Annotated in this window: 29 protein-coding genes and 3 pseudogenes; 11 read left to right on the top strand and 21 right to left on the bottom strand. The window is 65.5% G+C overall.

Features of this window, described 5'->3' with window-relative positions:
* Window positions 1-27: 27 nt before the first annotated feature.
* A complete protein-coding gene (locus AB4Y73_RS19075) occupies window positions 28-747 on the bottom strand; it encodes an SDR family NAD(P)-dependent oxidoreductase (protein WP_441874009.1) in 720 nt (239 codons plus the stop codon).
* A gap of 190 nt (window positions 748-937) precedes the next feature.
* Here AB4Y73_RS19075 and AB4Y73_RS19080 point away from each other — a divergent pair, with 190 nt between their 5' ends.
* Window positions 938-2,011, top strand: coding sequence for a DNA polymerase IV (locus AB4Y73_RS19080; protein WP_441874012.1), 1,074 nt, complete (start codon window positions 938-940; stop codon window positions 2,009-2,011).
* Window positions 2,012-2,047: 36 nt separating this feature from the next.
* Here AB4Y73_RS19080 and AB4Y73_RS19085 read toward each other — a convergent pair whose 3' ends face one another.
* Window positions 2,048-2,569, bottom strand: a complete 522-nt coding sequence (locus AB4Y73_RS19085) for an Lrp/AsnC family transcriptional regulator (RefSeq protein WP_441874015.1) — start codon at window positions 2,567-2,569, stop codon at window positions 2,048-2,050.
* A 110-nt stretch (window positions 2,570-2,679) separates the two neighbouring features.
* Here AB4Y73_RS19085 and AB4Y73_RS19090 point away from each other — a divergent pair, with 110 nt between their 5' ends.
* Window positions 2,680-3,927, top strand: a complete 1,248-nt coding sequence (locus tag AB4Y73_RS19090; protein ID WP_441874018.1) for an NAD(P)/FAD-dependent oxidoreductase — start codon at window positions 2,680-2,682, stop codon at window positions 3,925-3,927.
* Window positions 3,928-3,954: 27 nt separating this feature from the next.
* Here the strand turns inward: AB4Y73_RS19090 and AB4Y73_RS19095 are convergent, their stop codons facing one another.
* Together AB4Y73_RS19095 and AB4Y73_RS19100 are read right to left on the bottom strand one after the other, a co-directional pair.
* Window positions 3,955-4,779, bottom strand: coding sequence for a hypothetical protein (locus AB4Y73_RS19095; RefSeq protein WP_441874021.1), 825 nt, complete (start codon window positions 4,777-4,779; stop codon window positions 3,955-3,957).
* Between the two features lie 28 nt (window positions 4,780-4,807).
* Window positions 4,808-5,461: a septum formation family protein gene (locus tag AB4Y73_RS19100; RefSeq protein WP_441874024.1), complete on the bottom strand. Its 654-nt coding sequence runs from the start codon at window positions 5,459-5,461 to the stop codon at window positions 4,808-4,810.
* A gap of 272 nt (window positions 5,462-5,733) precedes the next feature.
* On the opposite strand from AB4Y73_RS19100, the gene AB4Y73_RS19105 reads away from it, so the two are divergent.
* Both AB4Y73_RS19105 and AB4Y73_RS19110 read left to right on the top strand, forming a co-directional pair.
* Window positions 5,734-5,967 carry a DUF3073 domain-containing protein gene (locus AB4Y73_RS19105; RefSeq protein ID WP_190991276.1) on the top strand — a complete coding sequence of 78 codons (234 nt, stop codon included), beginning with the start codon at window positions 5,734-5,736 and terminating at the stop codon, window positions 5,965-5,967.
* A 230-nt stretch (window positions 5,968-6,197) separates the two neighbouring features.
* Window positions 6,198-6,977, top strand: coding sequence for a VOC family protein (locus AB4Y73_RS19110; RefSeq protein WP_441874027.1), 780 nt, complete (start codon window positions 6,198-6,200; stop codon window positions 6,975-6,977).
* 50 nt (window positions 6,978-7,027) lie between these two features.
* On the opposite strand, the gene purM is transcribed toward AB4Y73_RS19110, so the two are convergent.
* The 3 genes from purM to AB4Y73_RS19125 form a co-directional block, all read right to left on the bottom strand.
* Window positions 7,028-8,188 carry a phosphoribosylformylglycinamidine cyclo-ligase gene (gene purM, locus AB4Y73_RS19115; RefSeq protein WP_441874030.1) on the bottom strand — a complete coding sequence of 387 codons (1,161 nt, stop codon included), beginning with the start codon at window positions 8,186-8,188 and terminating at the stop codon, window positions 7,028-7,030.
* Window positions 8,185-9,873 carry an amidophosphoribosyltransferase gene (purF, locus tag AB4Y73_RS19120; protein WP_441874033.1) on the bottom strand — a complete coding sequence of 563 codons (1,689 nt, stop codon included), beginning with the start codon at window positions 9,871-9,873 and terminating at the stop codon, window positions 8,185-8,187. The genes purM and purF overlap by 4 nt, the downstream gene beginning before the upstream one ends.
* Before the next feature lie 77 nt (window positions 9,874-9,950).
* Window positions 9,951-10,265, bottom strand: a complete 315-nt coding sequence (locus AB4Y73_RS19125) for a hypothetical protein (protein WP_441874035.1) — start codon at window positions 10,263-10,265, stop codon at window positions 9,951-9,953.
* An 83-nt stretch (window positions 10,266-10,348) separates the two neighbouring features.
* On the opposite strand from AB4Y73_RS19125, the gene AB4Y73_RS19130 reads away from it, so the two are divergent.
* Window positions 10,349-11,623: a GAF domain-containing sensor histidine kinase gene (locus tag AB4Y73_RS19130; protein WP_441874038.1), complete on the top strand. Its 1,275-nt coding sequence runs from the start codon at window positions 10,349-10,351 to the stop codon at window positions 11,621-11,623.
* On the opposite strand, the gene AB4Y73_RS19135 is transcribed toward AB4Y73_RS19130, so the two are convergent.
* The 4 genes and pseudogenes from AB4Y73_RS19135 to AB4Y73_RS19150 form a co-directional block, all read right to left on the bottom strand.
* Window positions 11,620-12,045, bottom strand: coding sequence for an ATP-binding protein (locus AB4Y73_RS19135; protein ID WP_441874040.1), 426 nt, complete (start codon window positions 12,043-12,045; stop codon window positions 11,620-11,622). The two genes, AB4Y73_RS19130 and AB4Y73_RS19135, sit on opposite strands and share 4 nt — an antisense overlap.
* Window positions 12,038-12,370, bottom strand: a complete 333-nt coding sequence (locus AB4Y73_RS19140; RefSeq protein ID WP_441874042.1) for an STAS domain-containing protein — start codon at window positions 12,368-12,370, stop codon at window positions 12,038-12,040. The genes AB4Y73_RS19135 and AB4Y73_RS19140 overlap by 8 nt, the downstream gene beginning before the upstream one ends.
* Window positions 12,360-14,331 (bottom strand): annotated as a pseudogene (locus AB4Y73_RS19145) (glycosyltransferase family 2 protein). The gene AB4Y73_RS19140 and the pseudogene AB4Y73_RS19145 overlap by 11 nt, the downstream one beginning before the upstream one ends.
* Entirely contained in the window at window positions 14,328-15,443 is a 1,116-nt protein-coding gene (locus AB4Y73_RS19150) for a PP2C family protein-serine/threonine phosphatase (RefSeq protein WP_441874044.1), read from the bottom strand. Before AB4Y73_RS19150 ends, AB4Y73_RS19145 begins: the two are co-directional and overlap by 4 nt.
* Before the next feature lie 239 nt (window positions 15,444-15,682).
* Here AB4Y73_RS19150 and AB4Y73_RS19155 point away from each other — a divergent pair, with 239 nt between their 5' ends.
* Window positions 15,683-15,976: a hypothetical protein gene (locus AB4Y73_RS19155; RefSeq protein WP_441874046.1), complete on the top strand. Its 294-nt coding sequence runs from the start codon at window positions 15,683-15,685 to the stop codon at window positions 15,974-15,976.
* 209 nt (window positions 15,977-16,185) lie between these two features.
* Here AB4Y73_RS19155 and AB4Y73_RS19160 read toward each other — a convergent pair whose 3' ends face one another.
* Both AB4Y73_RS19160 and bcp read right to left on the bottom strand, forming a co-directional pair.
* Window positions 16,186-16,758: a GNAT family N-acetyltransferase gene (locus AB4Y73_RS19160; protein WP_441874048.1), complete on the bottom strand. Its 573-nt coding sequence runs from the start codon at window positions 16,756-16,758 to the stop codon at window positions 16,186-16,188.
* Between the two features lie 37 nt (window positions 16,759-16,795).
* On the bottom strand, window positions 16,796-17,275 hold the full coding sequence (gene bcp / locus AB4Y73_RS19165) for a thioredoxin-dependent thiol peroxidase (RefSeq protein WP_441874050.1): 480 nt from the start codon (window positions 17,273-17,275) through the stop codon (window positions 16,796-16,798).
* A 253-nt stretch (window positions 17,276-17,528) separates the two neighbouring features.
* Between bcp and AB4Y73_RS19170 the strand changes: the two genes are divergently transcribed.
* A complete protein-coding gene (locus AB4Y73_RS19170) occupies window positions 17,529-17,927 on the top strand; it encodes a cupin domain-containing protein (RefSeq protein ID WP_441874052.1) in 399 nt (132 codons plus the stop codon).
* Window positions 17,928-18,057: 130 nt separating this feature from the next.
* On the opposite strand, the gene AB4Y73_RS19175 is transcribed toward AB4Y73_RS19170, so the two are convergent.
* Window positions 18,058-18,402 carry a hypothetical protein gene (locus AB4Y73_RS19175; RefSeq protein WP_441874054.1) on the bottom strand — a complete coding sequence of 115 codons (345 nt, stop codon included), beginning with the start codon at window positions 18,400-18,402 and terminating at the stop codon, window positions 18,058-18,060.
* Between the two features lie 210 nt (window positions 18,403-18,612).
* Between AB4Y73_RS19175 and AB4Y73_RS19180 the strand changes: the two genes are divergently transcribed.
* Window positions 18,613-19,575: a hypothetical protein gene (locus AB4Y73_RS19180; protein ID WP_441874056.1), complete on the top strand. Its 963-nt coding sequence runs from the start codon at window positions 18,613-18,615 to the stop codon at window positions 19,573-19,575.
* Window positions 19,576-19,755: 180 nt separating this feature from the next.
* Here the strand turns inward: AB4Y73_RS19180 and AB4Y73_RS19185 are convergent, their stop codons facing one another.
* Window positions 19,756-19,914: a hypothetical protein gene (locus AB4Y73_RS19185; protein ID WP_441874058.1), complete on the bottom strand. Its 159-nt coding sequence runs from the start codon at window positions 19,912-19,914 to the stop codon at window positions 19,756-19,758.
* Window positions 19,915-20,046: 132 nt separating this feature from the next.
* On the opposite strand from AB4Y73_RS19185, the pseudogene AB4Y73_RS19190 reads away from it, so the two are divergent.
* Window positions 20,047-20,267: pseudogene (locus AB4Y73_RS19190) on the top strand (ACP phosphodiesterase); the annotation flags it as partial.
* 23 nt (window positions 20,268-20,290) lie between these two features.
* On the opposite strand, the gene AB4Y73_RS19195 reads toward AB4Y73_RS19190, so the two are convergent.
* Window positions 20,291-20,764: a sensor histidine kinase gene (locus AB4Y73_RS19195; protein WP_441874060.1), complete on the bottom strand. Its 474-nt coding sequence runs from the start codon at window positions 20,762-20,764 to the stop codon at window positions 20,291-20,293.
* A gap of 193 nt (window positions 20,765-20,957) precedes the next feature.
* Here AB4Y73_RS19195 and AB4Y73_RS19200 point away from each other — a divergent pair, with 193 nt between their 5' ends.
* Both AB4Y73_RS19200 and AB4Y73_RS19205 read left to right on the top strand, forming a co-directional pair.
* On the top strand, window positions 20,958-21,149 hold the full coding sequence (locus AB4Y73_RS19200) for a hypothetical protein (protein WP_441874062.1): 192 nt from the start codon (window positions 20,958-20,960) through the stop codon (window positions 21,147-21,149).
* Between the two features lie 127 nt (window positions 21,150-21,276).
* Window positions 21,277-22,038 carry a hypothetical protein gene (locus AB4Y73_RS19205; RefSeq protein WP_441874064.1) on the top strand — a complete coding sequence of 254 codons (762 nt, stop codon included), beginning with the start codon at window positions 21,277-21,279 and terminating at the stop codon, window positions 22,036-22,038.
* A 16-nt stretch (window positions 22,039-22,054) separates the two neighbouring features.
* Here AB4Y73_RS19205 and AB4Y73_RS19210 read toward each other — a convergent pair whose 3' ends face one another.
* The 5 genes and pseudogenes from AB4Y73_RS19210 to AB4Y73_RS19230 all read right to left on the bottom strand — a co-directional run.
* Window positions 22,055-22,912, bottom strand: a complete 858-nt coding sequence (locus tag AB4Y73_RS19210) for a 3-hydroxyacyl-CoA dehydrogenase family protein (RefSeq protein ID WP_441874066.1) — start codon at window positions 22,910-22,912, stop codon at window positions 22,055-22,057.
* On the bottom strand, window positions 22,909-23,721 hold the full coding sequence (locus AB4Y73_RS19215) for an enoyl-CoA hydratase/isomerase family protein (RefSeq protein ID WP_441874068.1): 813 nt from the start codon (window positions 23,719-23,721) through the stop codon (window positions 22,909-22,911). The genes AB4Y73_RS19210 and AB4Y73_RS19215 overlap by 4 nt, the downstream gene beginning before the upstream one ends.
* Window positions 23,721-24,932, bottom strand: coding sequence for a thiolase family protein (locus AB4Y73_RS19220; RefSeq protein ID WP_441874071.1), 1,212 nt, complete (start codon window positions 24,930-24,932; stop codon window positions 23,721-23,723). Before AB4Y73_RS19220 ends, AB4Y73_RS19215 begins: the two co-directional genes overlap by 1 nt.
* A 99-nt stretch (window positions 24,933-25,031) precedes the next feature.
* Window positions 25,032-25,655 (bottom strand): TetR/AcrR family transcriptional regulator, encoded by a 624-nt coding sequence (locus tag AB4Y73_RS19225; protein ID WP_441874073.1) that lies wholly within the window; start codon window positions 25,653-25,655, stop codon window positions 25,032-25,034.
* Window positions 25,656-25,735: 80 nt separating this feature from the next.
* Window positions 25,736-25,967, bottom strand: a pseudogene (locus AB4Y73_RS19230) (phenylacetate--CoA ligase); the annotation flags it as partial.

Consider the following 25,967-nt stretch of genomic DNA (forward strand, 5'->3'; position numbering starts at 1 on the left):
GGCGCTTTCGTGTGCTGCAGTGTTCAGCTAGACGGCCGTGTAGCCGCCGTCGATCGGGATGGTGGCTCCTGTGATGAACTTCGCCTTGTCGCTCGCCAGGAAGGTGATGAGGTCGGCAACTTCCTGGGCCTCGCCGACGCGTCCGGCCGGGTGCAGTTTTGCATACTGTTCGAGGGTGGGCTCGTCGATGAGCGGGGTGCGAATGACGCCCGGGGCCACAGCGTTCACGCGGATGCCCTCCTTTGCGTACATCGTCCCGGCGGCGCGGGTCATGTTCACGACGCCGCCCTTGGAAGCCGAGTAAGCAATGTTGTTCGAGACGGCCACGAGGCCGAACATTGACGCGAGGTTGATAACCACGCCGCCGTTGCCCTGTTTGAGGAGCTGCTCGATGACGTACTTGTTGGTGTAGAAGACGCCGGAGTAGTCGATGCCGTTGGTGCGCTCCCAGTTTTCGACCGTCGAGGTGACAACGTCGCCCTCGCCGCCGACACCAGCGGAGGCGACAGCAATGTCAAGGCTTCCGAATTCCTCAACCGTCTTAGCGACGGCGGACTCGACGCTCTCTGCCTTCGAGACGTCGCCCTGGACGAACTTCGCACCGATCTCATCGGCGACTTCCTGGGACTTGGGGTTGAAGTCGAAGATCATGACCTTCGCACCTTCGGCAATGAAGTTCTTTGCGGTCGCGAGACCGAGCCCCGATCCGCCGCCGGTGATGAATGCGACCTTGTTCTCGAGTTGCATGAGTCAGTCCAATCTCTAAGCGATTTTCGCGGTCACGGTTGTGCCGGTTTCCCGCGGTACGCGTGTATATGCGTATGCATCTATCTTCTCACTAATACTTTAAAAGTCAACGAATGTGTGGCGTCTCACATCTTGCGCTGCCGTGGAGGCAGCCGATGCTTGCCGGCAACGTATAGGGCAGACTGGTGGCGTGAGCGGAATCCGGTGGGTGCTGCACGTCGATCTCGACCAGTTCATCGCGGCGGTCGAAGTGCTCCGGCGCCCAGAGCTTGCGGGCAAGCCAATCATTGTCGGAGGTCGGGGCGACCCCACTGAACGGGCTGTGGTGTCCACCGCCTCCTACGAAGCCAGGGCGTTCGGCGTGGGTTCCGGAATGCCTCTCCGCATTGCGGCCAGAAAAGTGCCCGACGCCGTGATCCTGCCCGTCGATCACGAGGCCTACCTTGCGGCATCTGAGACCGTCATGGCTACCCTGCGAGCACAGCCCGGTGCCACCGTGCAGGTGCTTGGTTGGGATGAAGCCTTTATCGGCACCGAGGCAGAGGATCCCGAAGCCTACGCCCGGCAGGTGCAGGCCGCCGTCCTGGCACAAACGCAGCTGCATTGCAGCGTGGGTATCGGCGACACCCTGGTCCGCGCCAAGGTGGCCACCGGTTTCGGCAAACCGGCCGGCGTCTTCCGACTGACCGCCGGGAACTGGCTCGAGGTCATGGGCCTCCGGCCCACCCGGGACCTCTGGGGCGTCGGGGCCAAAGTGTCTGCCCGGCTGGCCAAGCTCGGCATCAACACGGTCGCCGAGCTCGCCGCGTCCGACCCCCAGGGCCTGGTCCCGGAGTTCGGCCCCAGGATGGGTCCCTGGTATGCGGAGCTCGGACGCGGGGACGGCGCCAGTGTTGTGGACGACACCCCGTGGGTGGCCCGCGGGCACAGCCGGGAGACCACCTTCCAGCAGGACCTGACCACGCCCGGCCAGGTGGACGACGCCGTCAGGGAACTGACTGCGCGTGTCTTGGAGGATGTTGTGGCCGAAGGCCGGCCCGTGGTGGGGCTGACCCTCAAGGTGCGGTACGCGCCGTTCTTCACCACAACCCACGCGAAGAAGATCCCCGAGACCTTCGATCGGAACGAAATCCTTGCACGCGCCCTGGATCTTGCGGCCGGAATCGAACCGGACCGACCCATCCGGCTCCTGGGCCTGCGGGCCGAAATGGCAATGCCCGACGACGCCCGCAAGGGACACACGCCCACGCGCGGCGGTTGGTAACGGCGTCCCCCGCCTGAAGCGACGCCGAACATGGAATCAGGCGGCGGGCGAGCTCTCTGTTGGCCGTATGTATTCAAAGATCACGGTGGTGTTGGTCCCGGCCACTTCTGGCCTGAGGCTGAGGTTGGCGGCCACCAGCTCACGGAGTGCCCCGGAATCAGCCACGGCGACGTGAATGAGAAAGTCCCGGTCCCCGGTGACGAAGAAGATGCTTTCGACGGCGGGCAGCCCGGCGAGATATTTTTCGAACTCGGTCAGGTTGGCACGTGCATGGGCATGCAGCCGGATGGCGATCAGGGCCTGCAGTCCGCGCCCCACTGCCGCCGGATCTACATCCGCGTGGAAGCCGCGGATGATGCCCCGGTCCTGAAGGGAGCGGATCCGGCCGTGGCAGGTGGAGGGGGCGACGCCGGCAGCGGCGGCGATGGCATTGTTTGGCATCCGCGCGTCGGCCTGCAGCAACTGAATGATGAGGCGGTCCGTTTCGTCCAGAATCGGGTGCCGACTGTTGTTCGGTTCCTGCGAAAAAGTTCCGCCTCTTTCTGAATGAATTGACATAATTAAAGCTTTGCCCAGAATGATTGCCGAATCAATTGAGGTCCGTTTTTACATTGTTCAGACTGGGGCCAATGCAATATGGCATGCGTCATGGTTGAAGGAGAGTGGAAATGTACTCACGTGCACAGTCGCCCAGCACCGCCGTCGTTGTCGGTGCTGGAATGGTGGGCCTTGCTACGGCCTGGCATCTGCAGGAACGCGGCATCGAGGTGACAGTTCTCGAGCGCTCGGGTGTCGCCGCCGGCGCCTCGTGGGGCAACGCCGGCTGGCTCACGCCAGGCATGGCCATGCCGCTGGCTGATCCGACCTTGTGGTCCTACGCCCCGAAGGCGCTGCTCGATGCTGCTGCGCCGCTGCATATCCCCGCCCGATTGGATCCCAAGCTGTGGGCGTTCCTGGCGCGCTTCGGCCTGCACGCCACTGCCAAGGCCTGGGGCAAGGCCATGGCTGCGCTGACGCCGATTGACCGGATGGCCCTGGACGCCTTCGACGAGCTGACTTCCGGCGGCGTGGACGCGTGGACGCGGAAGGGGCCCTTCGTTATCGGATTCGAGCAGGAAAAGGAAAGCAGGCCGTTCATCCACGAGATCCAGCAGGTGGAGAAGGCCGGGCAGAAGGTGCCGCTCACGCGCCTCGACAATCCGCAGCTCAAGGTGCCGCAGCTCTCCGCCGGTGTCTCAACCGTGTATGAGCTGGAGGAACAGCGCTTCATCGAACCCGGGCCGTTTGTTCAGGCGCTGGCCGATGCCGTACAGGCCCGCGGCGGAAGAATTCTGAACGGCAGGGAGGTGCGTTCCCTGCGCCACGGCCCGGAGGGTATATCCGTGGACAGCCACGGGCAGGAACCGGTCAACGCCGACGTCGTGGTGCTGGCCACCGGAGCCTGGCTGCCGGCGCTGGCCAAGCCGCTCGGCGTGAAGACCCGGGTCCAGGCCGGCCGTGGCTATTCCTTCAGTGTCGCCACGGACGAACCCGCCGAGTTTCCCATCTACTTCCCGGCCCGCCGCGTGGCCTGCACGCCTTACCAGGGCCGGCTTCGGATTGCCGGCACCATGGAGTTCCGCGGGCCGGACGAGCCGTTGCAGACGGGACGCATCGACGCCATCCTCGCCTCCGTCCGGCCGCTGTTCACCCACATGGACCTGGAGAACCTTGAGGACATTTGGGTGGGGTCCCGTCCGGTCACACCCGACGGGCTGCCAGTGGTCGGCGCAACCCGTTCTCCCGGGGTTTACGTTGCCGGCGGGCACGGAATGTGGGGTATTGTGCTGGGGCCGGCCACCGGCAAGTTGCTGGCCGAGCAAATCGCCACCGGGCACATTCCGAACGAGATACGCCCCTTCGACCCGCTCCGGTGACTGGCAGCCGGCAGCGCCCCGGCCTGCTCAGGCCGGGGCGGTCGGCAGCACCAGCAGGTAGCCGGTTGGCAGATCGCTGCTCCAGCGCCGCGGCTCACGGACCACGAACTGCGTAGCCAGTTCGTCCGGGCTGAGCAGGCTGTTCGGGGCGGGCGACGGTCCCCACTGCGCGCTGCCGTACGGGTAGAGCGGATCCTGGACGCGGATGCCGGTGACTGCGAAGTCCGGAAACTGGTGGGGATCACCGAGCGACTCAAACCCGCTCATCACCCACGCGTGCCGGCCGCTCCACATGACCAGGCCCACCGGCCGGCCTGTGTTGGCGATGGCGCGCGCGGCGGTTTGCAGGGCCTGCTTGTAGTCGGCGATGCTGACGACGCTGTATGGCCCCATTCCGGCCTCGGTCAGCACCTGGGCCCATCCGAACGGGTTGGCACCGTTGAACGAGTTGGACGACCGCGCCCGGGCCGTCTCCCACAGCTCGTTCTGTTGCGTACGGTCGGTCCAGGTGCCGCCGCCGGTGTCATCGATGAGGTTGTGTGCCATCTGAATGCTCGCCGCAACACACCAATCAAAGGTGTACTGCGGCACAAAGTCCCCCTCCTGGTAGAGGTTGAGGGCGAACGGCTGAGGCGCTGGAGGCGGCGTGGGAACCGGTGCGGCGGTTGGTGCCAGGAGCGTGGTCTGCTGAGGGGCCGCGGCGGTCTCACCCGGGGCCGACGGTGCAGAGGAAATGGCTGTGGTTGGTTGACCCGTCGCGACGGCATCGAGGCGGATCGCGGGCGTGCAGGCTCCGAGGAGGGTGGCCAGGGCGACCAGCCAGGCCAGAAGACGGGCACGGGCACCGATCATGATCCAGTTTAGCGCGACCCCAAATACCTCAAGGGAGCACGCTGGCGTTGATGACGTTCCCGGCGTCGGCCGTCACGTAACAGTCCACCCTGCGGTCGCCGGAGTCCCAGCTGGTACCACTCGGATAGGCGCGCTGGAAGTTCAGCGCGTAGTCATTCGCTACCGGCGCCAGCTTCGCCGCCCGGCAGGCTTCCAACGCCTTGGCGGCGAGGGCTTCCCGGCCCGGATACGAATCTCCTGCCGGATAGCGGAACACTGCCACCAACTGGGCGGAGTGTCCGGTATCGCAGGCCACCACCGTTGACCGGAGCGCCGCGGGGTCAAAATCCTTGAAGCAATCCCCCAGCCGATAGTCCGGCGGCACCACGCCCTCCCGCGGCAGCGCGAGCGGGGTGGGCAGGGGAGTCGGCGAGATCTCCACGACGCCGGAGCCGGGATCGCCAGCCGGGGCAACCGGCTGGGAATCCAGCCGGTTGGCGAGCCACACCAGTGCAAAGACGACGCCAACCAGAACAAGCGCGAAGACAGCCTTCAGCAGTATTGACGTGCCCCGGCTGTGCTTCGGCGGGGAGGGTTCTGCGGCCGCCGTCGTGTTCGCCGCCGGGGCCGACACCTGCGGCAAGCCGGCTGTCGGCGGGGCGGCAGGTTTGGGCGGGAAAGGACGTTGTTCCTGGTTGTCCATCCGGATACCCCTCCTGGGATTGGCCTCGTCCCGGTGCCGTTCCGTGCAGCAGGACCGGCAACTCTTGAAGTGACTCTATCCAACAAAAAAGCCGGGAACCCGCGGTTCGCCGCGGCAAGGGTACCGGATATGTCATCCGGACGCACAGGCTGGCAAGCACCTGCCGCCGAAAGCATGTAATCTAGGTGTACGACAAATTGACCAAACATTCCGGGGCCTCACCGATAGCCAAGGTGACCACCTCCGGTCCGAGTACAAAAGGGGGTCACGCCATGGGGCGCGGCCGTCAAAAGGCAAAAGCTACCAAGCAGGCTCGGGACATTAAGTACTACTCCCCGAACACTGATTATTCGGCCCTTCAGCGTGAGCTCAAGGGTCGTGAAGGTCTTGCCACGAGCCATTTCGCGAATGACCCGGTTGAACCGGACTATTCGGCTTACGTGGATAAGTACGCGGAAGATTTGGAAGAAGACGACGACGAGGTGCACACCCGTCGGATCGGCTAGCTGTCGCAGCCGTTCCGCCGCGGCGGCCGGTCGTGATACCGCAGTAAGATCGGACGCCACACCGGTTCGCTCGTACGGCGCTTCTTTTTCAGCACCCTAGTCCAAACGGACCGCCGGTGCTGGCCTCAGTTATCAGGCCCGTTGCCTGTTCCGGAATCCGGTGCAGGCGGCGGGCTTTTTGGTGTTGACTGGAGTCTGGATGCGACCTGCCGCCCGCGAAAGGACCCCCGATGCCCGAGAATTCCCCCTCACCGCGCTACCGTCACGGCGAACCGTGCTGGGCTGACGTCCAGACCCGGGACGTCGAAGCCGCCAAGGCCTTCTATGCCGCGGTGTTCGGCTGGACCTTCAAGGACCTGCCCACGCCTGACGGCCGCAGCTACGCGCAGGCCTTCATGGGGGAGGATCTGGTGGCCACTGTTGCGCCGCAGAACCCGCACCAGGAATCGCTGGGTACCGCCGCCCAGTGGAACGTTTACTTCGCCGCCGAGGACGCCGGCGCCCTGGCCGAGGAGGTTTCCCATGCCGGCGGCGCCGTGCAGTTCGGGCCCGAGGAGATCGGGGACGCCGGTGTGATGGTCTTTGTGGATCCTCCCGGTGGCGGGACCACCGGCGTGTGGCAGCCCGGAACGCATACCGGCACCGGCCGTTACAACGAGCCCGGTGCGCTCTCTTGGACCGAACTCCTCACGCCCGAGCCGCAGGCCGCCGTCGGGTTCTTCCAGCAGCTCTTCGGCCACGAGGTGACTGAGTATCCCCAGGACGACGGCGGCACGTACTCGACACTGATGGTGAACGGCGCAGAAGTGGCCGGGATCGTCGCGGCTGACGCGCCTGCCAGATGGCAGATCTACTTCGGCGTCGCTGACGTGGCGGACGCCGTGCGGAAGGCTGTGGCCGCCGGCGCCGAGGTGCTGATCGCCCCCGAACCCGACGACGATGAGACGCCGGGTGCCACGGCCACCCTCAAGGATCCGCAGGGCGGCGAGTTCAGCCTGCTGGAGGTTTAAACACGAAGCCCCATCCCACCTGAAGGCGGGATGGGGCACTCGGGACAAGCTTATGCGTAGGCGTTGACCAGACGGACGGCGCCGCCGTCTACGCCCTTGGCGCCCTGGACGTAGTCCGGGCCGGACTTGAGGATCGAGTCTGAATCCTCGGTGACGGTGCCCATGACCCAGGACGGCAGCCCGCGGTCGTTCAGGCGGGTCACGGCGGCGTCGGCGGCTTCGGCGGACACGATGGCCACCATGCCCACGCCGAGGTTCAGGGTGCGCTCGAGGTCGGCCAGCGGGACGTTGCCCAACTCGGAGACCAGCTTGAAGATGGCCGGGAGTTCCCAGGTGGCGCGGTCAACGGTGGCCACGAGTCCCTGTGGCAGGACGCGGGCCAGGTTGGCGGCCAGGCCGCCGCCGGTGACGTGGCTGAAGCCATGCACAGCGTTTGAGCTGTTCACCGGGAAGGCGCGGGCCAGGTCCAGGCAGTCGGCGGCGTAGACGCGGGTGGGTTCCAGCAGTTCCTCGCCGAGGGTGCGGCCGAGTTCGGAGACCTGGCGGTCCAGGGCCCAGCCGGCGTGGTTGATGACTCGGCGGACCAGGGAGTAGCCGTTGGAGTGCAGGCCGGAGGAGGCCATGCCGATCACCACGTCGCCGGCGCGGACACGTTCCGGGCCGAGCAGGTCGGAAGCTTCGATAACACCGGTGGCGGCACCGGCGACGTCGTATTCCTGCTCACCCAGCAGGCCCGGGTGCTCAGCGGTTTCGCCGCCTACCAGGGCAGTGCCGGCCACGGAGCAGGCGGCCGCGATGCCACGGACGATGTCCGCGATGCGTTCCGGGACAACCTTGCCGCAGGCGATGTAGTCGGTCATGAAGAGCGGCTCGGCGCCCACCACCACGATGTCGTCCACCACCATGCCCACCAGGTCGAAGCCGATGGTGTCGTGGATGTCCATGGCCTGGGCAATGGCTACCTTGGTGCCCACGCCGTCGGTGGAGGTGGCCAGCAGCGGGCGCTTGTAGGTCAGCAGTTTCGAGACGTCGTACAGCCCGGCGAAGCCGCCCACACCGCCCAGGACGGAGGAGTTGTGGGTGGCCTTCACGGCACCCTTCATCAGTTCGACGGCCCGGTCGCCGGCTTCAACGTCAACACCGGCGGAAGCGTAGGTGATGCCTGCGGCGTTCGCGGGGCGGTTGCCGGCGGCGGGGGATGCGGAAGTCATACGGACTCTTTCTTGTCGGCGCCGGGGGTGATGGCTTCGGGGTGGATCTCAGGCACAAGGTCAGCCTCGGTGAGCAGGTTCTCGAACTCCGCGTCCGGTCCCGGATCGCAGCCCGTGGCTCCGGACTTCTCAGCCGGATCCTCGCGGTCGTCCACGATGGGCTCGGACAGGGCGGCTGTGGCGCCGGGCAGGGCAGAGGCCGACGGCGTGAGGCCGCCGAGGTCGGTGCGCTCCAGGAGGTTCTTGCCCAGTTTGTCCGAGCTGGGGAGCTCGATGGGGTACTTGCCGGTGAAGCAGGCGGTGCAGAGGCGTTCCCGGGGCTGCCGGGTGGCGTCGATCATGCCGTCTTCGGAAATGTACGCGAGGGAGTCGGCTCCGATGGCCTGTGAGATTTCCTCGATGGTGGCCCCGTTGGCGATCAGTTCCGCCCGGGAGGCGAAGTCGATGCCGTAGAAGCAAGGCCATTTGACCGGCGGCGAGGAAATCTTCACGTGGACGGACGCGGCGCCGGCTTCCCGGAGCATCCGGACGATGGCACGCTGGGTGTTGCCGCGGACAATTGAATCGTCCACCACCACAACACGCTTGCCGCGGATCACGGACTCAAGGGCGTTCAGCTTGAGCCGGATACCCAACTGGCGGAGCGTCTGTGAGGGCTGGATGAACGTGCGGCCCACGTAGGAGTTCTTGACGAAACCGTGCGCGAACGGGATGCCGGATTCCTCGGCGTAGCCCACCGCGGCAGGGGTACCGGATTCCGGGACGGGGATGACGATGTCCGCTTCCTGGGTGTTTTCGCGGGCCAGCTGGCGGCCCATCTCCACCCGGGACTCGTAGACGGAGCGGCCGGAGATGGCGGCATCCGGGCGCGCGAGGTAGACGTATTCGAAAACGCAACCCGCCGGCGTCGGCTCCGCGAAGCGCTTGGAACGTACGCCGTCCTCGTCGATGGCGATGAACTCACCGGGTTCGATTTCACGGATGAAGCTGGCGCCAACGGTGGCCAGGGCGGACTGCTCGGAGGCGACAACCCAGCCGCGCTCCAGCCGGCCGAGGACCAGGGGGCGGATGCCGTAGGTATCGCGTGCTGCGTAGAGGGTGCCCTCGTCCATAAAGACGAAGCAGAAGCCGCCCTTGATCTTGGGCAGAAGCTCGGTGGCGGTCTGTTCGAGGGTCTTGCCCTCCTCGCCTTCCAGGAGTGCGGTGACCAGGGCAGTGTCCGAGGTGTTGCCCTGCTTCATTTCGCCGCTGAGCTGGCCGCCGTTGCGTTCCCGGATCATGGCGTTGAGCTCGGCCGTGTTGGTCAGGTTGCCGTTATGCGCGAGGGCCACGGTGCCGGTGGCGGTCGCGCCAAGGGTGGGCTGGGCGTTGGCCCAGTGGCTGGCTCCGGTAGTGGAGTAGCGGCAGTGTCCCACTGCCAGGTGCCCGGTCAGGGTGTTCAGCGTGGTCTCATCGAACACCTGGGAAACGAGGCCCATGTCCTTGTAGACGTTGATCCGCTTGCCGTCACTGGTGGCTATACCAGCCGACTCCTGACCGCGGTGCTGCAATGCATACAGCCCGTAATAGGTGAGTTTTGCTACTTCTTCACCTGGTGCCCAGACCCCGAAAACGCCACAAGCGTCCTGAGGGCCTTTTTCGCCAGGGAGAAGATCATGAGAAAGTTTTCCATCGCCGCGTGCCACTGGTCGATTATCGCATGAGATGGGGTAAGACTTGGCCGCGCCAGGTTTTGTGACCCCCTGCGGTGACCTGCCGGGACCTACTGGCCGGTTCCGTCGTCGGGCTCGGAATCCGGGACGGCCTCGACGACGGCGCGTTCCTGGCGCTTGACGCTCCGCCGGTCCAGGACGAGGGCAGCCACTGCGCCCAGGATTGCCCCCGCCGCGCCGAACATGACCAGGAAGAAACCGAACACCGCTCCGCGGTCGAAGCTTTCGTCGCCGGGGAGGGCGTAGGCCACGACGGCGGCCACCGCAACGCCCACCAGTGCGCCGAGGATGAGGAACGGCACATATTTGGGTGCCCGGCGGACGGTGACCTCGCGGCGCTCGGCGGGTATTTCTTCGGAAGACATGCCTTCTAGCCTACTCATTCCCGGCGGCCGGATAGGATCGTCGGAGGTCTGGGGCGTTACACATACAAGGGGACAAACACAGCATGGATACCGTCACGTTCGGGTGGACGGCCGCGGAGTCGGATCGGGCCGCCGCGATCAGGAACTACGGCCTGGCCCCCACGGCCGCCGGTAGGCCGCCGGTCCTGCCCCAGGCGGACGCAGAAGGGGCGCTGACCAATCTGGTCACTCTCGCTGCCCGGCTGTGTGCCGTGCCGTTCAGTGTGGTGAACATCATCACGGAGGACCGGCAGGTGCAGATCGCGGCATGGGGCGTGGACCCCGGCGTGTGTTCCCGGGAAGACTCGATGTGCGCCCAGGTCTTCCTGAGCGGGGTCACAACCGTGGTGCCCGACGCGTCCCAAGACGTGAGGTTCGCAGACAACCCGTTTGTCACCGGCGAGATCGCCAAGGTGCGTTACTACGCGTCCGTTCCGCTCAAGACGGCCTCCGGTTTTGTGCTGGGCTCGCTCTGCATCTTCTCTGACGGTCCGGCCAACCCCACGGGGGAACAGATAGAGATGCTGGAGGTGCTGGCCCACCAGGTGGTGGAGGTCCTGGAGCTTCAACACCGGACGTTGCAGTTGAGCGAAACGCTGGCGGAACTGAAACGCAGTAACGCCATGCTGGGGGAATTCGCCGGCCGCATTAGCCATGACCTCCGCACCCCGCTGACCACCATGCTGGGCTACATTGAGCTGGCCGAAGACGATCCGGACATCCCGCCCGGACACCCCGCCGTCGAGTACCTGGAGTTCATCGGAAGCGGCGGCCGGCGCATGTTGAAGACGCTTGAGGATGTGCTCGAGTATTCCCAGGTGGACGGCACCCTGCAAAGGGAGCCGGTCTCGCTGCTGGCCGTCACGGAACAGGCGGCCCGCGACCTGGGCCATGACCTTGGACCTGCCAGCGGCATTTTCTCCGATGACACGGAACTGGTCGCAGATCCGGTGCAGTTGCGGTCACTCCTGCAGAACCTGCTTGCCAATTCGCTGAACTACAGCAGCCCGGAGCGTTCCCTGCGGGTCACCGTCGGCGCCACGGTCAGCGAACGCGGGGTGACGGTCAGTGTCGCGGATAACGGTGTGGGAATCAGCCCGGCGGACAGGAAACAGGCCGTGGAGCCCCTGGTCCGGCTGAACCGGGCAGGGGACGGCCCGGGCACAGGCCTGGGCCTGGCAACGTGCCAGCGGATCGCGCAGGCCCACGGCGGGGAACTGGAGATCCGGGACTCACCAGGGGGCGGAGTCACCATCTCGGTGCTGTTCCGCTGGGACCTGGCGGGGCCGTCTGCCGTTTCCCCTGCCGGGAAGCTCTAAGCCTGCTGGGACTTGGACAGGATCCACGTGTTGGTGCCGTCCTGCCGTTCGAAGGTCACGGTGGTCACCAGCGCCTCGATGAGGGCCAACCCGCGGCCTGACTCGGAGTCGTGGTCCGGGGTCCCCGGTTCCAGCGGACCGAACGGGGGCTTCGCGTAGAAGGCGCTGACCCTGGCCTGCAGGAGCCTGGGCTGGACGCTGATGTCCACGCCGAGCTCGACGGGCCGTTGGGCGTTGGCCGGCAGGGCATGCTGGACGATGTTCGACGCCGATTCGATGACGGCCGTGGTGAACGCCATCTGGTCCATGGCCTCCACAAAGGGTGCGTCGTTCCAGAGGCCGTCCAGTTCGTCGTGGACAGACTCGATGGCCTCGGCCTCAGCGAGCCCGCGGAAGCTGCGCTCAGCCAGGACCTCAGTCATTGCTGAATGCTTCCTCGGCGCTGGCGTACGCGTGTAGTACGCGGTCCATGCTGGTCAGCTCCAGCACCATTTTCACCTGGGGCTGGACGGCCGCAATGCGAAGGTCGCCACCGGCCTGGCGGGCGGCCTTGAGGCAGCCGATCAGCGCGCCCAGCCCCGAGGAATCCATAAATGCTGTGTTCTCCAGGTTCACCACAATCCGCGACGAACCGCCGGCGATCACATCGGTGACGAACTCGCGCAGCTTCGGCGCCGACACCATGTTCAGCCTGCCGTCCGCCTTGACCTCAGCGTATGAATCCTTGACCTCGTAGCTAAACTCCATCGGTTTTCCTCTCTCCAGCATCAACGTCCCCAGCGGGTTCGTAACCCTTATACAAAACAGCCCGAACCAGGATGCTCATGACCACCAGGTCAAAAATAACCCAGGCCACGTTAACCAGGGTGCCAAGGGGTTCGGCCAGTCCCGTGGCAAGGCGGATAATTCCGACGACGGCGGCCACCGCCAGCAGCGCAGCCACAATGAGCTGAGGGCGGATCAGGCTCCAGCTGGGACCGCCGGTCTGGCGCGCTTTCGGCGTTACCGCAAACCCCAGGGGACGGCCGAACCAGACGTTGCGGGCCGCCGTCGTACACGCCTTGATCCAGGTGGGGAACAGCGCCAGGCTGTACTGCTGGCCGCGCCAGGTGGGAATCCCGCGGCCGGCCACCGCGAACAGCAGCTGGTTGGCCACCATAAACGGGATGAACCGAAGGAAGAAGTCCCAGCTGAGGCTGGTGACGGGCAGGACACCCAGCAGCAGGTAGATGATGGGGGCTGCGAAGTAGATGACAGCCGCGTAGCCGCTCAGGTACGTCCACATGGTGGCGAAATACATTAGCCGCTGGCCGATCTTCAGGCCCTTCTGGACCAGGGGGTTTTCCCGGAGCAGCACCTGGATGGTTCCTTGCGCCCAGCGGAGCCGCTGGGTGAGCATGGTGGCGATGTCCTCGGGCGCGAGGCCGTAGGCGAGGATCTCGTGGTGGTAAATGCTCTCCCACCCCATGGCGTGCATGCGCATGGCGGTGGCCATGTCCTCGGTGACGGAGATGGTGGCCAGCGGCATCACCGGCTGGGCTTCGTCGTTGCGTTCCACGTTCAGGGCGTCCAGGACAGCCTGCACGGATTCCAGGGCACCCAGCGGCGACCAGTCACGGGCGGACATGCGCTGCACGGCATCGTCGGCCACCACGGGCACACCGGCGTCGCCTACGTGCGCGAGTTGCATGGCAGCGATCTCTTCAAGGTCTGCCTGCAGGGCGGACATGTCGGCCATGACCAGGGTCTGCACGGCCGCATCAACGCGGCGGCGGACCCGGTAGGTGATCTCGCTCAACGGTCCGCCGGCGGCCAGTTGTTCCTGGGCTTCCAGGGTGGCGGCCTCCACTTCATCCAGTACCTCGGAGACCAGGGGAGTGCCGACGTCGGCGGATTTCCGCGCCTGGCGGATCGCGGAGCGCGAGGCAGTGAGTGCGCGGCGGATGCTCTTTTCGGTCTCCTTGACGTAGCCCACCAGGCCCAGCTGCATCAGCGCCTCGCGGCGCAGGATGGCGTTGGAGCCGCAGAAGAAGGCGGCGTTCCAGCCGTCCTTGCCCTGCTGGATGGGGCCGTAGAACAGGGGCGCCTGGCTGCCGAGGGGATCGTCCGCTGGCACGTTGCTGAAGTACTGCGGGGTCTGGACCAGGGCCACCCGGCGGTTGTTGAAATACCCCAGCGTCTTGTCCAGGATGTCCGGCTCGGGGATCTGGTCCGCGTCCAGGATGAGCAGGAATTCACCGTGCGTGACCATCAGGGCGTTGTTCAGGTTGCCGGCCTTGGCATGGCGCGGCACGTTGGCGGTCCAGTCCTCGCTGCGGGTCACATAACCCAGCCCATGCTCTTTCGGCGAGGGCTTTCAGTGCGGGGCGGGCGCCGTCGTCGAGGATCCACGTGCTGTGCGGGTGCCGGATCTTCTGGGCGGCCAGCGCGGTGGTCATCACCATGTCCAGGTCTTCGTTGTAAGTGGTGATGAAGACGTCCACCGTTGCGTCATGCGGCGGCTCCGGGGCTGCCTTGCGGATCTTCAGCTTCCACACCGTCATGCCGAACAGCATCACGTCGATCAGGCTGTAGGTCTCGGCCACCACCAGGGGCACGGCGATCCACCACGCGTCCCAGTTGAGCGACGCAGCCCAACGCCAGGCCACATAGTTCAGGCCGAAGATGACGGTCAGCACCACCACCAGACGGGTCAAGAAGCGGGTCACGCCGATCCTCCTTCCAGTAACCGGCGTACCACTACCACCGTGACGTCGTCTTCGGCCGTTTCGGCCGGGGCCAGGGCCATGATGGCATCGCTGGCGGATTGTGCGGACGCCTGTCCGCCGGCCGCGGAGCCCACGGCTTCCGTGAAGGACTCCACCGAGTCGAAGACATCCAGCACGCCGTCGCTGACCACCACCAGGGAATCCCCTGGCGCAAGGCCGATGGCGGACTGTGGCCAGGCCGAGCCGGCCCAGGCGCCTACCGGGGGGCCGCCGCTCTGAAGGCGGTGCGCCTCACCGTTCGCGGTGACGTGCAGGGCAAGACCGTGGCCGGCGTCGACGTAACTGACGACGCCGGACGCGGCGTCCAGCCGGGCGTGGAAGAGCGTGGCGAATGAGTTGGAGGAGTCAAGGTCTGCCGCGATGGCCGCGGCGGCGGAGGCGAAAGCCGTGTCCAGGTCGCGGCGGTGCCCTGTGGAGCGCATGACGGCCCTGACAGTGGCCGCAATCAAAGCGGCGCCCATGCCTTTGCCCATGGCGTCGGCAAACGTAAGGTGCAGGCCGTCCGGAGTGCGGTACCAGTCGTAGAAGTCCCCGCCCACGCTGCGGGAGGGACGGAAGGCGCCGGCAAGGTCGTACCCGTCCACGCGGACGTCCTCTTTGGGCAGGAGGCTCTGCTGGACTTCGGTGGCGCGCTCAAGTTCGCTGCGCGCGGCGGTGTCAACGGCAGGGGACTGGCCCCGGCGGCGGAACAGGGCGTTGATCCTGGACTGGAGTTCGCGCGGGCTGAACGGTTTGCTGATGTAATCATCGGCGCCGTTGTCCAGGCCTGTGAGCTTGTCCAATTCGTCGGTGCGGGCGGTCAGCATCACGATGAAGGCGTCGGAGAATTCGCGCAGGAGCTTGCAGACCTCCAGGCCGTCCAAATCGGGGAGGTTCAGGTCCAGGGTGACCAGATCCGGCTTGGCGCGGCGGACCTCTTCCACCCCGGGCAGGCCGGCCTGGGCCTGTGTGACCTCGAAGCCCTGCTTGACCAGGACCCGGACCAGGAGGCCGCGGATATCGGGGTCGTCCTCGATCACAACGGCACGGCGGGGTTCGGGCATGGAAGACATGACTCTACTTCTACAGTATTAAGGCTGCCGGGGCATGTCACAGAACTGACCGCGCCGGTTGGATGGCCGTTCGGAGGCCGCTTCAGGTTATCCCAGCGCCACACTCGGATGACTGGACTTGTGGGAATATTTGCCACACCTTGATGGCCCCTTGAGCGTCACTGGCCACACTCGAAACAGGAGCTTCAACGGAGAGCTTCGAGGAATACGCGGGTGGGCCTGAGGACGGTGCAGGGGTTATGGAAAAAGCTGGATCCGATACCGGACTGCGTGGCAGGCTCACGGGCTCGTGGCGGCTCCTGAAGCAGGGCCACCGCCCCCGGCGCACTGTTCACTACCTGAGCCATTCCTGGCGGCTTCGGTCCCTGTCCCGGTCACTGGCCCAGGCACTGGGTGAATCATGGCAGGCATCAAGCTGGCCTGGGGACCGGCTCGCGGTGGGAGTCGAACTTTCTGAGAAAGTGGAGAAACTTACCCTGCGCCTGAACCGGGAAACCGAAATCCACGGCCGGCTGGCGGGGCTCCTAAAGTAGCCGTTCCCTCCTGACCCAATCCGTGCCAGACTTACCACCATCGAGTGGCTGGGGTTACCGGGTCAGGAGATGCCGTGCATTGGTATACAGGTTGGGCTTACCTCTTAGCTGGACTCATGACCATGGACGCGGTCCTGCTGGCCTTATGGGTGATCGACTCCGATTGGCCCAATAACTGGCGCAAGAAACCCTGACCTTCGCGCCTGACTTCAGCGCAGGTCGAACCGCATCAGCACCCTCGGGAACCCGTTGAGCACTGATTCGGTGTCCGCGGCTTTGACGAACCCCGCGTCTTCAAACAGCTTACGCGTGCCCACATAGGCCATGGTCAGATCCACCTTGCTGCCCTGGTTATCCACCGGGTAGCCCTCGACGGCGGGCGCCCCGTAGCCGCGGGCCATTTCCACGGCACCCATCAGCAGATGGTGGGAGATGCCGTGACCGCGGTGACCGGGCCGGACCCTGATGCACCAGACTGACCACACAGCCAGCTCGTCCACGTGTGGAATCCGGCGGTTGCGGGCGAAGGTGGTGTCAGCGCGCGGATGGACAGCTGCCCACCCAACCACGTCGCCGCCGTCGTACGCCAACACCCCTGGCGGGGGATCCTGCCGCACCAGTTCCTGCACGAGGTCCCCGCGGGCAGTTCCGCGCAGTTCCACGTTCTCCTTGGACGGGATCCGGTAGCTCAGGCACCAGCACACGGTTGCGTCGGGCCGCTTAGGCCCTACCAGTGTCCGGACATCGTCAAAGCGCGTGGCCGGCCGAACGTCGATTGCCATGGTTGCCTCCGATCCGCGCCTGCCTGCTCCGTGCGGGCTAGACCCCGAGCGTCTCCCGAAGGGCTGCAACGTGGCCCTGTGCCTTGACCTGGTACTGGGCCAGTTCCACGTTGCCTTGCGGGTCCACCACCACGGTGGACCGGACCAGGCCTTCGACGATCTCCCCGTTCACCAGCTTTTCACCCCAGGCGCCATAGGCGAGCGCAACGCTGTGGTCCACATCGGACAGGAGCGGGAAGGTCAGGCCGAAGTCGCCGGTGAAGGCGGCCAGTTTCTCCGGGGCGTCCGGGGAGATGCCCAGCACTTCGTAGCCGGAACCCTGGAGGGAGGCGAGGCTGTCGCGGAAATCGCAGGCCTCGGTGGTGCAGCCAGGGGTTGCCGCGGCCGGGTAGAAATACACGATGACGTTCTTGCCGCGGTAGTCGGAAAGCGAGATGGCGTTGCCGGCGGCATCCTGGAGGGTGAATTCCGGGGCCTGCGTACCTGGCTGAAGCTTGATGGTCAGTTGGTGGCTCATGGCGTTCCTTCGGGAGACTCTGGCGGCTAAAGGCAAAACCAGTGAAGCGGGCTTTCCGCTCTAGCAACAACTCGGGCGTCATGTGGAGTATTCCGCGGGTCATGGTTTTTCCATTGACTTCGGCGGCGGCAAGGATACGGTTAAAGATACTCAGAAATGGTCTCTGAAGTACGTCACCGCCCGCCTTAGCCACCCTTGACGGTGTGGTTCCTGCCCCGATTTGCCCGCGAATCATTTCCTAGGCTGTGTCCTAATGACCGCAAATTTCATCAGAGCCCTGGCTGTTAAGTCCTTGGACATCCCGGACAAAAAGCGATGCCCGGACAAGGCCGAGTTCGATCTCGTCACCGTGGACGACTATTCTGTGGCGCGATTGATCCTGGCACCCGGCTGGCGTTGGTCCGAGTTCGCCAGGTCCACGGAGCTAACGGACTTCTGCGAACACAACCACCTGGGCTACTGCGTCTCCGGCTCGCTGGAGATTCAAACGTCCGACGGCGTGAGGTCCACTATCAGGGCCCATGACACTTACGCGCTGCCTCCCGGGCACGACGAGTGGGTGGTTGGCTCCGAGCCGTTCGTGGCCATTGAGTTCCTGGGGGCGGCGTCCTTCGGCCGGCCGCGGAGCCGGGGCCTGCACGCGCTGATCTGAGTCTGTCTCAGGCGGCCAGATCAGCGAGGGCCTGGGCATCGGTACCGCGCACCACGATGCGGTGCGCAGGGGCGAGCTGGCAGCGGACGACGGCGGCCGTGCGGCCGCCGTCGGACGTTCAGAGGGGAGCCTAGCGGCAGAAGGTGGACAGAGCCGTGTTGGCTGCCTGGCTGTTCCCCTGCATCTGCGCCATCTTGTCCTGGTCCGGGTTCTCCTTGGACGCCTCGTCCGCATACTCGAGCAGGGATCCCAGCGCGGGCTTGAGATCGTCCGAGGCCACTGCCTCGATGGGCCGGAGCTGGTTGGCGAGGCGCACCAGGCCAGTCCTGGTCTGGCCGCCGCCGTTCGACGGGTTCGAGATGACAACCTGGACGCGCTCGCAGGTTTCCTTGGTGGAGAGTTTTGTGGGCGCGGTGCACGCAGAAGCGGTGAGCACGAGGCCGGCGGCGATCAGGGCGGTGGCGAATTTCTTCATGGGTCCCTCAGTAGGCGGTTGAGGTTTCGATTGTAAGCAGAGAGCACGCTCCGGTGCCCTTCGGGGTGCTCGGAAGGGCCCAGTGTGACCGGGGGGAAGGGGGCACCGGGCTCTGGCGGGCCGTGGTGCCGGGTGCTTAAACTGGCAGGACAACCGTGCGGGCCTGCCGCATGTTGGCCTGTGCGGATCAGCCGACTCAAGGAAAACAAAATGGCCCGCACAACCCAGAATCTAGGAAGAGTACAACGCCGTACCGCCATGGTGTTCTTGGCGCTTATGGGGTTGCTGGCACCTGTCAGCCCGGCGACGGCCACGCCGCCAAAAGACTCAGTCATTGTGCTCGACGGCGCGAAGTCGGCCGAAGGGATCGCTGCCGGCGAAGGGACAACTTTCTACGCAGGCGACTTTCAGCTCGGCGACATCTACCGCGGTGACGTCAGCACCGGGAAGGCTGAACTGTTCATTGACGTCTCCGACTTTGATGCGACGCAGCGGGCCGCCGTCGGCATGAAGGCCGACGTCCGCAATGACCTGCTGTTCGTGGCAGGCGGCGGCACCGGCAAGGCCTACGTTTATGACACTGCTTCCGGCGAACCCGTCAAGGACTACACCCTGGCACCAGGCTTCATCAACGACGTCACGCTCAACGATGAGGGCGCCTGGTTCACCAATTCGGTAGTCCCTGAGCTCTACTTCATCCCCGTTGGCCGGCACGGCAAGCTGGGCGAGGTCCAGACGCTGACGGTGCACGGTCCGGCCGCACAAATGGCCGGTGCGTTCAACTTCAACGGCATCGCCGCCGCGGATGACGACCGGACGCTGATCGTGGCCCACTCCGGCCTTGGCAAGGTCTTCACCGTCGACCCCAAGACCGGTGAGAGCGCGGTCATTGCCGGCGTGGACGTACCGAACGTTGACGGCATCCTGGTCCGGGGCAACCAGCTGTGGGCGGTGCAGAACTTCTCAAACCAGATCAGCCGCTTCAGGCTCGCCGACGATCTGGCCTCCGGTGAAATCCGAAAGGTCATCACCAGCGCAGACTTCAAGGTGCCGACCACCGTGGCCTACTTCGGCAACACAGGGTTCGGGAGCACCCTCGCCGCGGTGAACGCCAAGTTCAACGACACAACGGCCACGCAGTACGAGGTGGTGCTGGTCCCGGCCTGGGACTAGCGGCCGCCATCTGGTGACAACAACGGCCCTGGCCCGCACAAACGGTGCGGGCCAGCGCCGCTTATGCGCGTGCGGGCCGCTGATGTTGGTTAGCGGTCGCCCACCCTGCCGCCGAGCGGTGTCCCGCGCTGTGCCGGGCACGTCCACCAAATCCTCTTCTGTACTTTGCTGCTCATGGCGTTACTCCTCGTCGGGATCGAGGCCTTCCGCTGGTTCCTGTGAGTGCGCCCGGATATCGGCTTCGGCTGTCTCGTCGCCCGCGGCTTCGTCGCCCGCGGCTTCGTCGCCTTCGGCCGGGGCTTCACTGTGGATGCGCTGCGCTGCTGGCTTGTCCTTCATGACAGATGCTCCCTGGGTGCGTTGTTGATGGGGCCGTACCCATCATTCAGCGCCTCGCCCTGCGGGGTGTCAATAACCTGAAACAGCTACGGCTGCGACCGCGGTTTTGTGCTGGACTGGTGGGCACTGTGCCTGAGCTTCCTGGACGCCCCCAGCTCAACTCCCCGGAGGTCTACATCCAGTTCAAGCCCGAGGTTTTCGGGGGAGACGGCGAAGTCCGGGATGAATCGACGGCCAAGTTCCTGCAGCACTACATGGAGGAATACAGCGCGTTCGTTCAGCGGGTGCTGGCCGCCAATGCGCCGGGCCACATCGGCGATCAGGAGCCGGACCCTGACAAGCTTTCACGGTAGGCCGCCTTTCGACGTCCGCAGGTTCAATCGAGGGGCAGGGTTACCGTGACCGTGGTGCCCTGCCCCGGCGTCGACGTGACCTGCATGGTGCCGCCGGCCTCATGGACAGCCACGGACATCAGCCGCAGGCCGTAGCCGTGGTGCCGTCCGCTAAGGGCGAGCTGGCTGTCAAAGCCCGTGCCGTCGTCGGACACCACCAGCCGCACGCCGTGCCCCACGGCGGCCAGTTGGACGGTGAGTTCGGAGGCCTCTGAGTACCTGAGCGCGTTGCTCAGCGCTTCGCGGGCTGACTGGTAGAGGAGGGACGCGCAGTCCGCCGGGATCTCTATGCCCCAGTGCGGAGTATCCCAGCGGACTGCTGTGCCCTGCTGGCGGAGTGGGCCCGTGAGCCGGTCAATACAACCGGCCAGCCCCAAGCTGTAGAAATCGATCGGGTGGTGATCAGTGATCACTCCTTCGACCGTGACTACCTCGTCGAGAGCTGATTCGTTCGCCATTGAACCGTCCTGCTTTCCCCGCCGTTTTTCCTTGTTGTGATTCCAGAGTGAACCGCAAACTGCATAGGTTGCGAAGGGTTGGCTCAAGATCTGATCAAATTTTTCGGATCCTCTTGCAGGCCGGACTTCTTGGCAGGTGTTCTGTCTGGGCGCCCGCCTTGATACCGTGAATTCCCCACATCCAGGAGGAACCATGAGCATCAACTCACCCGAATCCCTGCCCGACGATGAGCCGCAGGAGGCCGCTGCGGCTGGAGCCGTAAACACAGAGGACGACAACAAAAAGGGCGACGGCGGGGTCCCCTCAGGGGCGGACGGTGTTGGCCTGGGAGTCACGCACGAAGCCAACACTTTCGAGCCTGAAGAGGACACCGAGGCCGAGTAGCGGCGGCTCGACTGGCTCCGTTCATTATCCTTGCAACGTTTCAGCGCCAAAGGAGCGGACGGACGATCTTTTCACGCCCGGCGCCCGGACAATGTAAGGACCAAAAGTCGGGTCCAGGGAGGGTGTGATGGGCAGTCCGTCCGCGGCGGGCACGGCAATTCCCGCAGTGTTTCTTGTCAGCTTGCTGCTGGCCGGCTGCGGTCTGCAGGCTGGACCGCAGCAGTCGACGTCGGCCAGTCCCAGCCCCGCGGCCACCTCCACGACGGAAGCCGCAACAACGGCTGCGGCGCCCACGGCGTCCGGAGGTTCTGCCGCAACAGCCAGCGCGCCGGCGTCGGCCGCGTGGACGACTTTCACTACGGCGGACGGCCAGCTGACCTTCGAGCTGCCCGCGGCGTGGAGCGTCAGGGACCCGGCCGGGGAACTGCCGGACGGCGGGGGCGCCTTCGCGGAGGTGACCAACCAGGCCGGAAAGCCGCTGGCCACTCTGCGGACCAACATGGCCACCGGCTCCACGTGCATGGAGCGCTTCCCGTATCAGGTGTTGGAGTCACAGGAGCTGCCGGCGCTCACGCAAAACGGCACAGCGCCCCGGTTCATTTTTGAGACCCGCGGTAATGGCGCGACGCCGGGCCCGGCCGACACCCCGGCAGCGGCTTACGGCATTCAAACCAGTCAGCTGCCCACCGGTGACTTAGCCTGCGCCATCTTCCACTTCTTCACCTGGCCGCCCACCGCTGCGATGTTTGGGGCTTTCTTTAGCCCGGAGAACAACGTGGTGCCGGGCGCCGAGTCCCTGCCATATCTGGAGCAGGCGAAGAAGTACACCCAAACCGACGAGTACTGGGACATCAAGCGGATGATCACGTCACTGCGGCCGGCGGCCTGACGCGAACGGATAAGCGTCAGGACCAGTCGAAAAAGCCCTTGCCGGTCTTGCGGCCCAGCTCGCCGCGGGCAACTTTGTCCTTAAGGATCTGCGGCGGGGCGAACCGGTCCCCGAGCGTGGACTGCAGGTATTCGGCGATGCCCAGCCGCACGTCCAGGCCCACAATGTCAGTGGTCCGCAGCGGGCCGGTGGGGTGCTTGTAGCCCAGCACCATGGCGTTGTCGATATCTTCGGCGGACGCCACGCCCTCCTCCACCATGCGCATCGCTTCCAGCGCGATCGCGACGCCAAGCCGGGATGAGGCGAAGCCGGGTGCGTCATTGACGACGACGGCGGTCTTGCCGAGTGCCTCGACCCACCCCTTAGCGGCCGCGGCTGCGTCCGGGGAGGTTTGCTCGCCGAGCACCACTTCAATGAGCGTGGAGGCGGGGACGGGGTTGAAGAAGTGCAGGCCGAGGAAGTTCTGCGGCCGCTTCAGTTCCCGGGCCAGGCCGTTCACGGACAGGGAAGACGTGTTGGATGCCAGGTAAGCGTCCTCGGCCAGGCGTGCTTCGATGCCGCGGAGCGCAGTGACTTTCAGGTCCCAGTCCTCAGGTACGGCCTCGACAACCAGCTGGCGGTCCTTGAAGTCGTCGTAGTCCACCGTGACGGCGAGCCGGGATACCATCTCATCGAGGTTGACGTCGGTTGCGCCGCGTTCGATGCTCTTGGCGGCGGCGGATTCCACCCGTTCCCGGGCAGCTTCGGCGGACTCTTCGTCGCGCTCCACCACCAGGACGTTGGCCCCGTTGATCAGGAAGGCGTGGGCGATGCCGGCTCCCATGCGGCCTCCGCCGAGGACGCCGACGGTGGAGGGAAGGTTGGGATTCGTCATGACTGTTTCGCCTTTTCGTCGTCTGCTTTTTTGGCCGTTTTTTTGTCCAAAAACTGCTGCATGCGGTCAAACTTCGCTTGGGATTCGAAGAGGATTCCCTGCGCCAGCTGGTCAATCAGCGGATGTGCCTCGGCCGGAGCATGGAACACGGACTTCGTGATGCGCACCGCCAGCGGGTCCTGCCGGCCAATCCGGTCCGCGAGGCTGTGGGCGGCGTCCATCAGCTCGGGTGCCTCATGGATTTCGGTGATGAGGTTCGCGGCCAGGGCAGCCTCGGCCCGGAGCACCAGGCCGGCCAGCAGGATCTGCTTCGCCAGCGGTTCGCCCACGAGTTCCTTCAGCCGCCAGCTGGCGCCGGCGGCCGCGAGGATGCCCAGTCCCGTTTCGGGGTTGCCGATCCGGACGCCGGGCGTTCCGATCCGGAAGTCCGCGGCGTAGGCGAGTTCGGCGCCGCCGCCCAGGCAGTAGCCGTCCAGGGCGGCAATGACGGGCATCGGCAGCTTGGCGATCCGCACGAAGATGGTGGAGTTGATGCCCTGCAGTGCGTCGTCACGGCGGCGTTCGCGGAGCTGGGCGATGTCAGCCCCGGAGGCGAAGACCCCGTCCACGCCGGCGATGATCAGGACTTTGGGGTTCTGTTCCAGTGCGGCGCAGACCACGTGCAGTTCGTCCACCATCTGCTGGTCGATGGCGTTCCGGACTTCCGGCCGGTTGAGGAGGACCACCACGCGGTCCTCGCGCTCCTCGACCAGGAGGGTGCTGAAGTGTTCGGTGGCGAGGGTTCCGTTGCCCTTCTCCGGCGTCTGCATTAGATGCGCTCCAGCAGCATTGCGGTGCCCTGGCCCACGCCGATGCACATGGTGGCGAGACCGATTTTGGCGTCCTCACGTTCCATCCGCCCCAGCAGGGTGATGGCGATCCGTGATCCGCTGGAACCGAGCGGGTGCCCCAGGCTGATGGCGCCGCCGTCGTTGTTGACGATGTCCGGATCCAGGCCGAGCCGCCGCATGCTGGCTAGCGACTGCGTGGCGAAGGCTTCGTTAAGTTCGACGGCGCCGAGGTCACCTACGCTCAGGCCGCTTCGCTTGAGCACCTTCTGGGTGGCGGGCACAGGGCCGATGCCCATGATCTCGGGTTCGCAGCCGGCTGAGGCGCCGTCAATGATGCGGGCACGCGCTTTCAGGCCCAGGCGTTCGATCGCGGCTTCGGAGGCCACAATGATGGCCGAGGCGCCGTCGTTCAGGGTGGAGGAGTTACCCGCCGTGACCACGGAACCGCCAGGGACCACCGGGCGCAGGTTGGCGAGGACGTCCATGGTGGTGCCGGCGCGGGGGCCCTCATCGGTGTCCACCACGGTTTCGGCCTTGCGGGTCTTGACCGTCACGGGGACAATCTCGTCCGTGAACCGGCCGGCCGCGATGGCCGCGAGGGACCGCTCGTGGGAACTGACCGCGAAGGCGTCCGCGTCCTCGCGGGAGATGCCGTCCACCCGGGCCACTTCCTCAGCGGTCTCCGGCATGGAGTAGGTCATCTTGCCGTCGCGGGACAGCTCACCCTTGGTGAAGAGCGGGTTGGCGAACCGCCAGCCGATGGACGTATCGAAAATGGCGCCGGGCTTGGCGAAGGCGGTGGCGGGTTTTTCCTGGACCCACGGCGCCCGGCTCATGGATTCCACGCCGCCGGCGATCACGATGTCAGCGGCGCCGGACTTGATCATGTGGCTGGCCATGATGATGGCGCTGAGCCCGGAGGCGCACAGCCGGTTCACGGTGATGCCGGGGATGTGGAGGGGGAGTCCAGCCAGCAGCGTGGCCATCCGGGCCACGTTGCGGTTCTCCTCACCGGCGCCGTTGGCGTTTCCGAGGATGACTTCCTCGATGCTTTCCGGATCAAGTCCGGCGCGGGAGACTGCTTCGCGGACCACCAGCGCGGCCAGGTCATCCGGGCGGACCGCGGAAAGGGCTCCGCCGTAACGGCCCACCGGCGTCCGGACGCCACCAACAAGAAAGGCCTCAACCATAAGAACAAATCCTTTTCAGCAGTGAAGTGGGCCGGTCACGAATTATTTACCGACCGTTCGTTCTATAAAGATGGCACGCTGCACCCCGGAGGTCAACTGCTAGCGGGGTGCGTGGAGCCCGTCGAACGCCATGGTGATGACGTCGTCGGCCAGCCTCTCGGGGGAGAGGGAGCCGCCCGGTTTGTACCATTCCACGATCGAGTTGATGGTGCCGAACAGCAGCCGCGTCACAGTGCGCGGGTCAATGTCCTGCCGCAGCGATCCTTCGTCGCGGGCCGCGGAGATGAGCGCCGCCACCTCATGGTCAAAGGCACGGCGGCGTTCCAGCGCATCCCGTTCAATTTCGGTGTTGCCGCGCAGGCGCAGCAGCAGGGTGACAAACGGCAGGCGCTCCACGAGCACGGCCACGGTCTGCCGCAGTACAAATTCCAACCGGGCGTCAGCCGCGCCGGAAGTAGCTTCGGGCTGTTTAAGGATGGCCTCGAGGCCGCCGAGCGCATGGTCCAGCGCAAGCTTGAGGAGGTCGCCCTTGGACGGCACATGGTGATAGATGGCCGACTTGGAGATGCCCAGGTTCTCGGCCAGGATGCCCATGGAGGTGGCGTCGTAGCCGTGCCGGTTGAAGACGTCGACGGCGATGAGCAGCACGGACTGCTGGTCATAACCGGGGCGGCCGCGCTTCGTGGCGGCAGGGCTGGCTGTATCAGTCGTGGTGCTGGGCATGGTGCCTAGTTTCTCATGAACGGTCGGTCAGGCGGCGAGGGCCAGGCGGCGCGGCCGGTGGGCCGCACCGCCTGATGCCCTTACTGCTTCGGACGCATGTCGTAGATGCGGCGCAGCTTGCCGTTGGACCGCTCCAGCGAGCCCGGATCCACCACGTCCACGCTGCACGAGGAACCTACGTGGATCTTGATTTGCTCCTGCAGGGCGCGGGCCGCCGTCGAACTTTGCTCGATGGTAACGGTTTCGCGGCGTTCAATCCGGACGGTCAGCCGGTCCATGCGCTGCCCCTCGGGGCGGGTGAGTTCCAGCTGG

It is taken from the genome of Pseudarthrobacter sp. TAF60_1 (genome assembly GCF_052113505.1).
Taxonomy (GTDB): domain Bacteria; phylum Actinomycetota; class Actinomycetes; order Actinomycetales; family Micrococcaceae; genus Arthrobacter.

Coding starts and splice junctions, on each gene's coding strand:
- AB4Y73_RS19075 (WP_441874009.1), bottom strand. CDS start 747: ATGCAACTCGAGAACAAGGTCGCATTCATCACCGGCGGCGGATCGGGG.
- AB4Y73_RS19085 (WP_441874015.1), bottom strand. CDS start 2,569: ATGTCAATTCATTCAGAAAGAGGCGGAACTTTTTCGCAGGAACCGAAC.
- AB4Y73_RS19090 (WP_441874018.1), top strand. CDS start 2,680: ATGTACTCACGTGCACAGTCGCCCAGCACCGCCGTCGTTGTCGGTGCT.
- AB4Y73_RS19095 (WP_441874021.1), bottom strand. CDS start 4,779: ATGATCGGTGCCCGTGCCCGTCTTCTGGCCTGGCTGGTCGCCCTGGCC.
- AB4Y73_RS19100 (WP_441874024.1), bottom strand. CDS start 5,461: ATGGACAACCAGGAACAACGTCCTTTCCCGCCCAAACCTGCCGCCCCG.
- AB4Y73_RS19105 (WP_190991276.1), top strand. CDS start 5,734: ATGGGGCGCGGCCGTCAAAAGGCAAAAGCTACCAAGCAGGCTCGGGAC.
- AB4Y73_RS19110 (WP_441874027.1), top strand. CDS start 6,198: ATGCCCGAGAATTCCCCCTCACCGCGCTACCGTCACGGCGAACCGTGC.
- purM (WP_441874030.1), bottom strand. CDS start 8,188: ATGACTTCCGCATCCCCCGCCGCCGGCAACCGCCCCGCGAACGCCGCA.
- AB4Y73_RS19125 (WP_441874035.1), bottom strand. CDS start 10,265: ATGTCTTCCGAAGAAATACCCGCCGAGCGCCGCGAGGTCACCGTCCGC.
- AB4Y73_RS19130 (WP_441874038.1), top strand. CDS start 10,349: ATGGATACCGTCACGTTCGGGTGGACGGCCGCGGAGTCGGATCGGGCC.
- AB4Y73_RS19135 (WP_441874040.1), bottom strand. CDS start 12,045: ATGACTGAGGTCCTGGCTGAGCGCAGCTTCCGCGGGCTCGCTGAGGCC.
- AB4Y73_RS19140 (WP_441874042.1), bottom strand. CDS start 12,370: ATGGAGTTTAGCTACGAGGTCAAGGATTCATACGCTGAGGTCAAGGCG.
- AB4Y73_RS19150 (WP_441874044.1), bottom strand. CDS start 15,443: ATGTCTTCCATGCCCGAACCCCGCCGTGCCGTTGTGATCGAGGACGAC.
- AB4Y73_RS19155 (WP_441874046.1), top strand. CDS start 15,683: ATGGAAAAAGCTGGATCCGATACCGGACTGCGTGGCAGGCTCACGGGC.
- AB4Y73_RS19160 (WP_441874048.1), bottom strand. CDS start 16,758: ATGGCAATCGACGTTCGGCCGGCCACGCGCTTTGACGATGTCCGGACA.
- bcp (WP_441874050.1), bottom strand. CDS start 17,275: ATGAGCCACCAACTGACCATCAAGCTTCAGCCAGGTACGCAGGCCCCG.
- AB4Y73_RS19170 (WP_441874052.1), top strand. CDS start 17,529: ATGACCGCAAATTTCATCAGAGCCCTGGCTGTTAAGTCCTTGGACATC.
- AB4Y73_RS19175 (WP_441874054.1), bottom strand. CDS start 18,402: ATGAAGAAATTCGCCACCGCCCTGATCGCCGCCGGCCTCGTGCTCACC.
- AB4Y73_RS19180 (WP_441874056.1), top strand. CDS start 18,613: ATGGCCCGCACAACCCAGAATCTAGGAAGAGTACAACGCCGTACCGCC.
- AB4Y73_RS19185 (WP_441874058.1), bottom strand. CDS start 19,914: ATGAAGGACAAGCCAGCAGCGCAGCGCATCCACAGTGAAGCCCCGGCC.
- AB4Y73_RS19195 (WP_441874060.1), bottom strand. CDS start 20,764: ATGGCGAACGAATCAGCTCTCGACGAGGTAGTCACGGTCGAAGGAGTG.
- AB4Y73_RS19200 (WP_441874062.1), top strand. CDS start 20,958: ATGAGCATCAACTCACCCGAATCCCTGCCCGACGATGAGCCGCAGGAG.
- AB4Y73_RS19205 (WP_441874064.1), top strand. CDS start 21,277: ATGGGCAGTCCGTCCGCGGCGGGCACGGCAATTCCCGCAGTGTTTCTT.
- AB4Y73_RS19210 (WP_441874066.1), bottom strand. CDS start 22,912: ATGACGAATCCCAACCTTCCCTCCACCGTCGGCGTCCTCGGCGGAGGC.
- AB4Y73_RS19215 (WP_441874068.1), bottom strand. CDS start 23,721: ATGCAGACGCCGGAGAAGGGCAACGGAACCCTCGCCACCGAACACTTC.
- AB4Y73_RS19220 (WP_441874071.1), bottom strand. CDS start 24,932: ATGGTTGAGGCCTTTCTTGTTGGTGGCGTCCGGACGCCGGTGGGCCGT.
- AB4Y73_RS19225 (WP_441874073.1), bottom strand. CDS start 25,655: ATGCCCAGCACCACGACTGATACAGCCAGCCCTGCCGCCACGAAGCGC.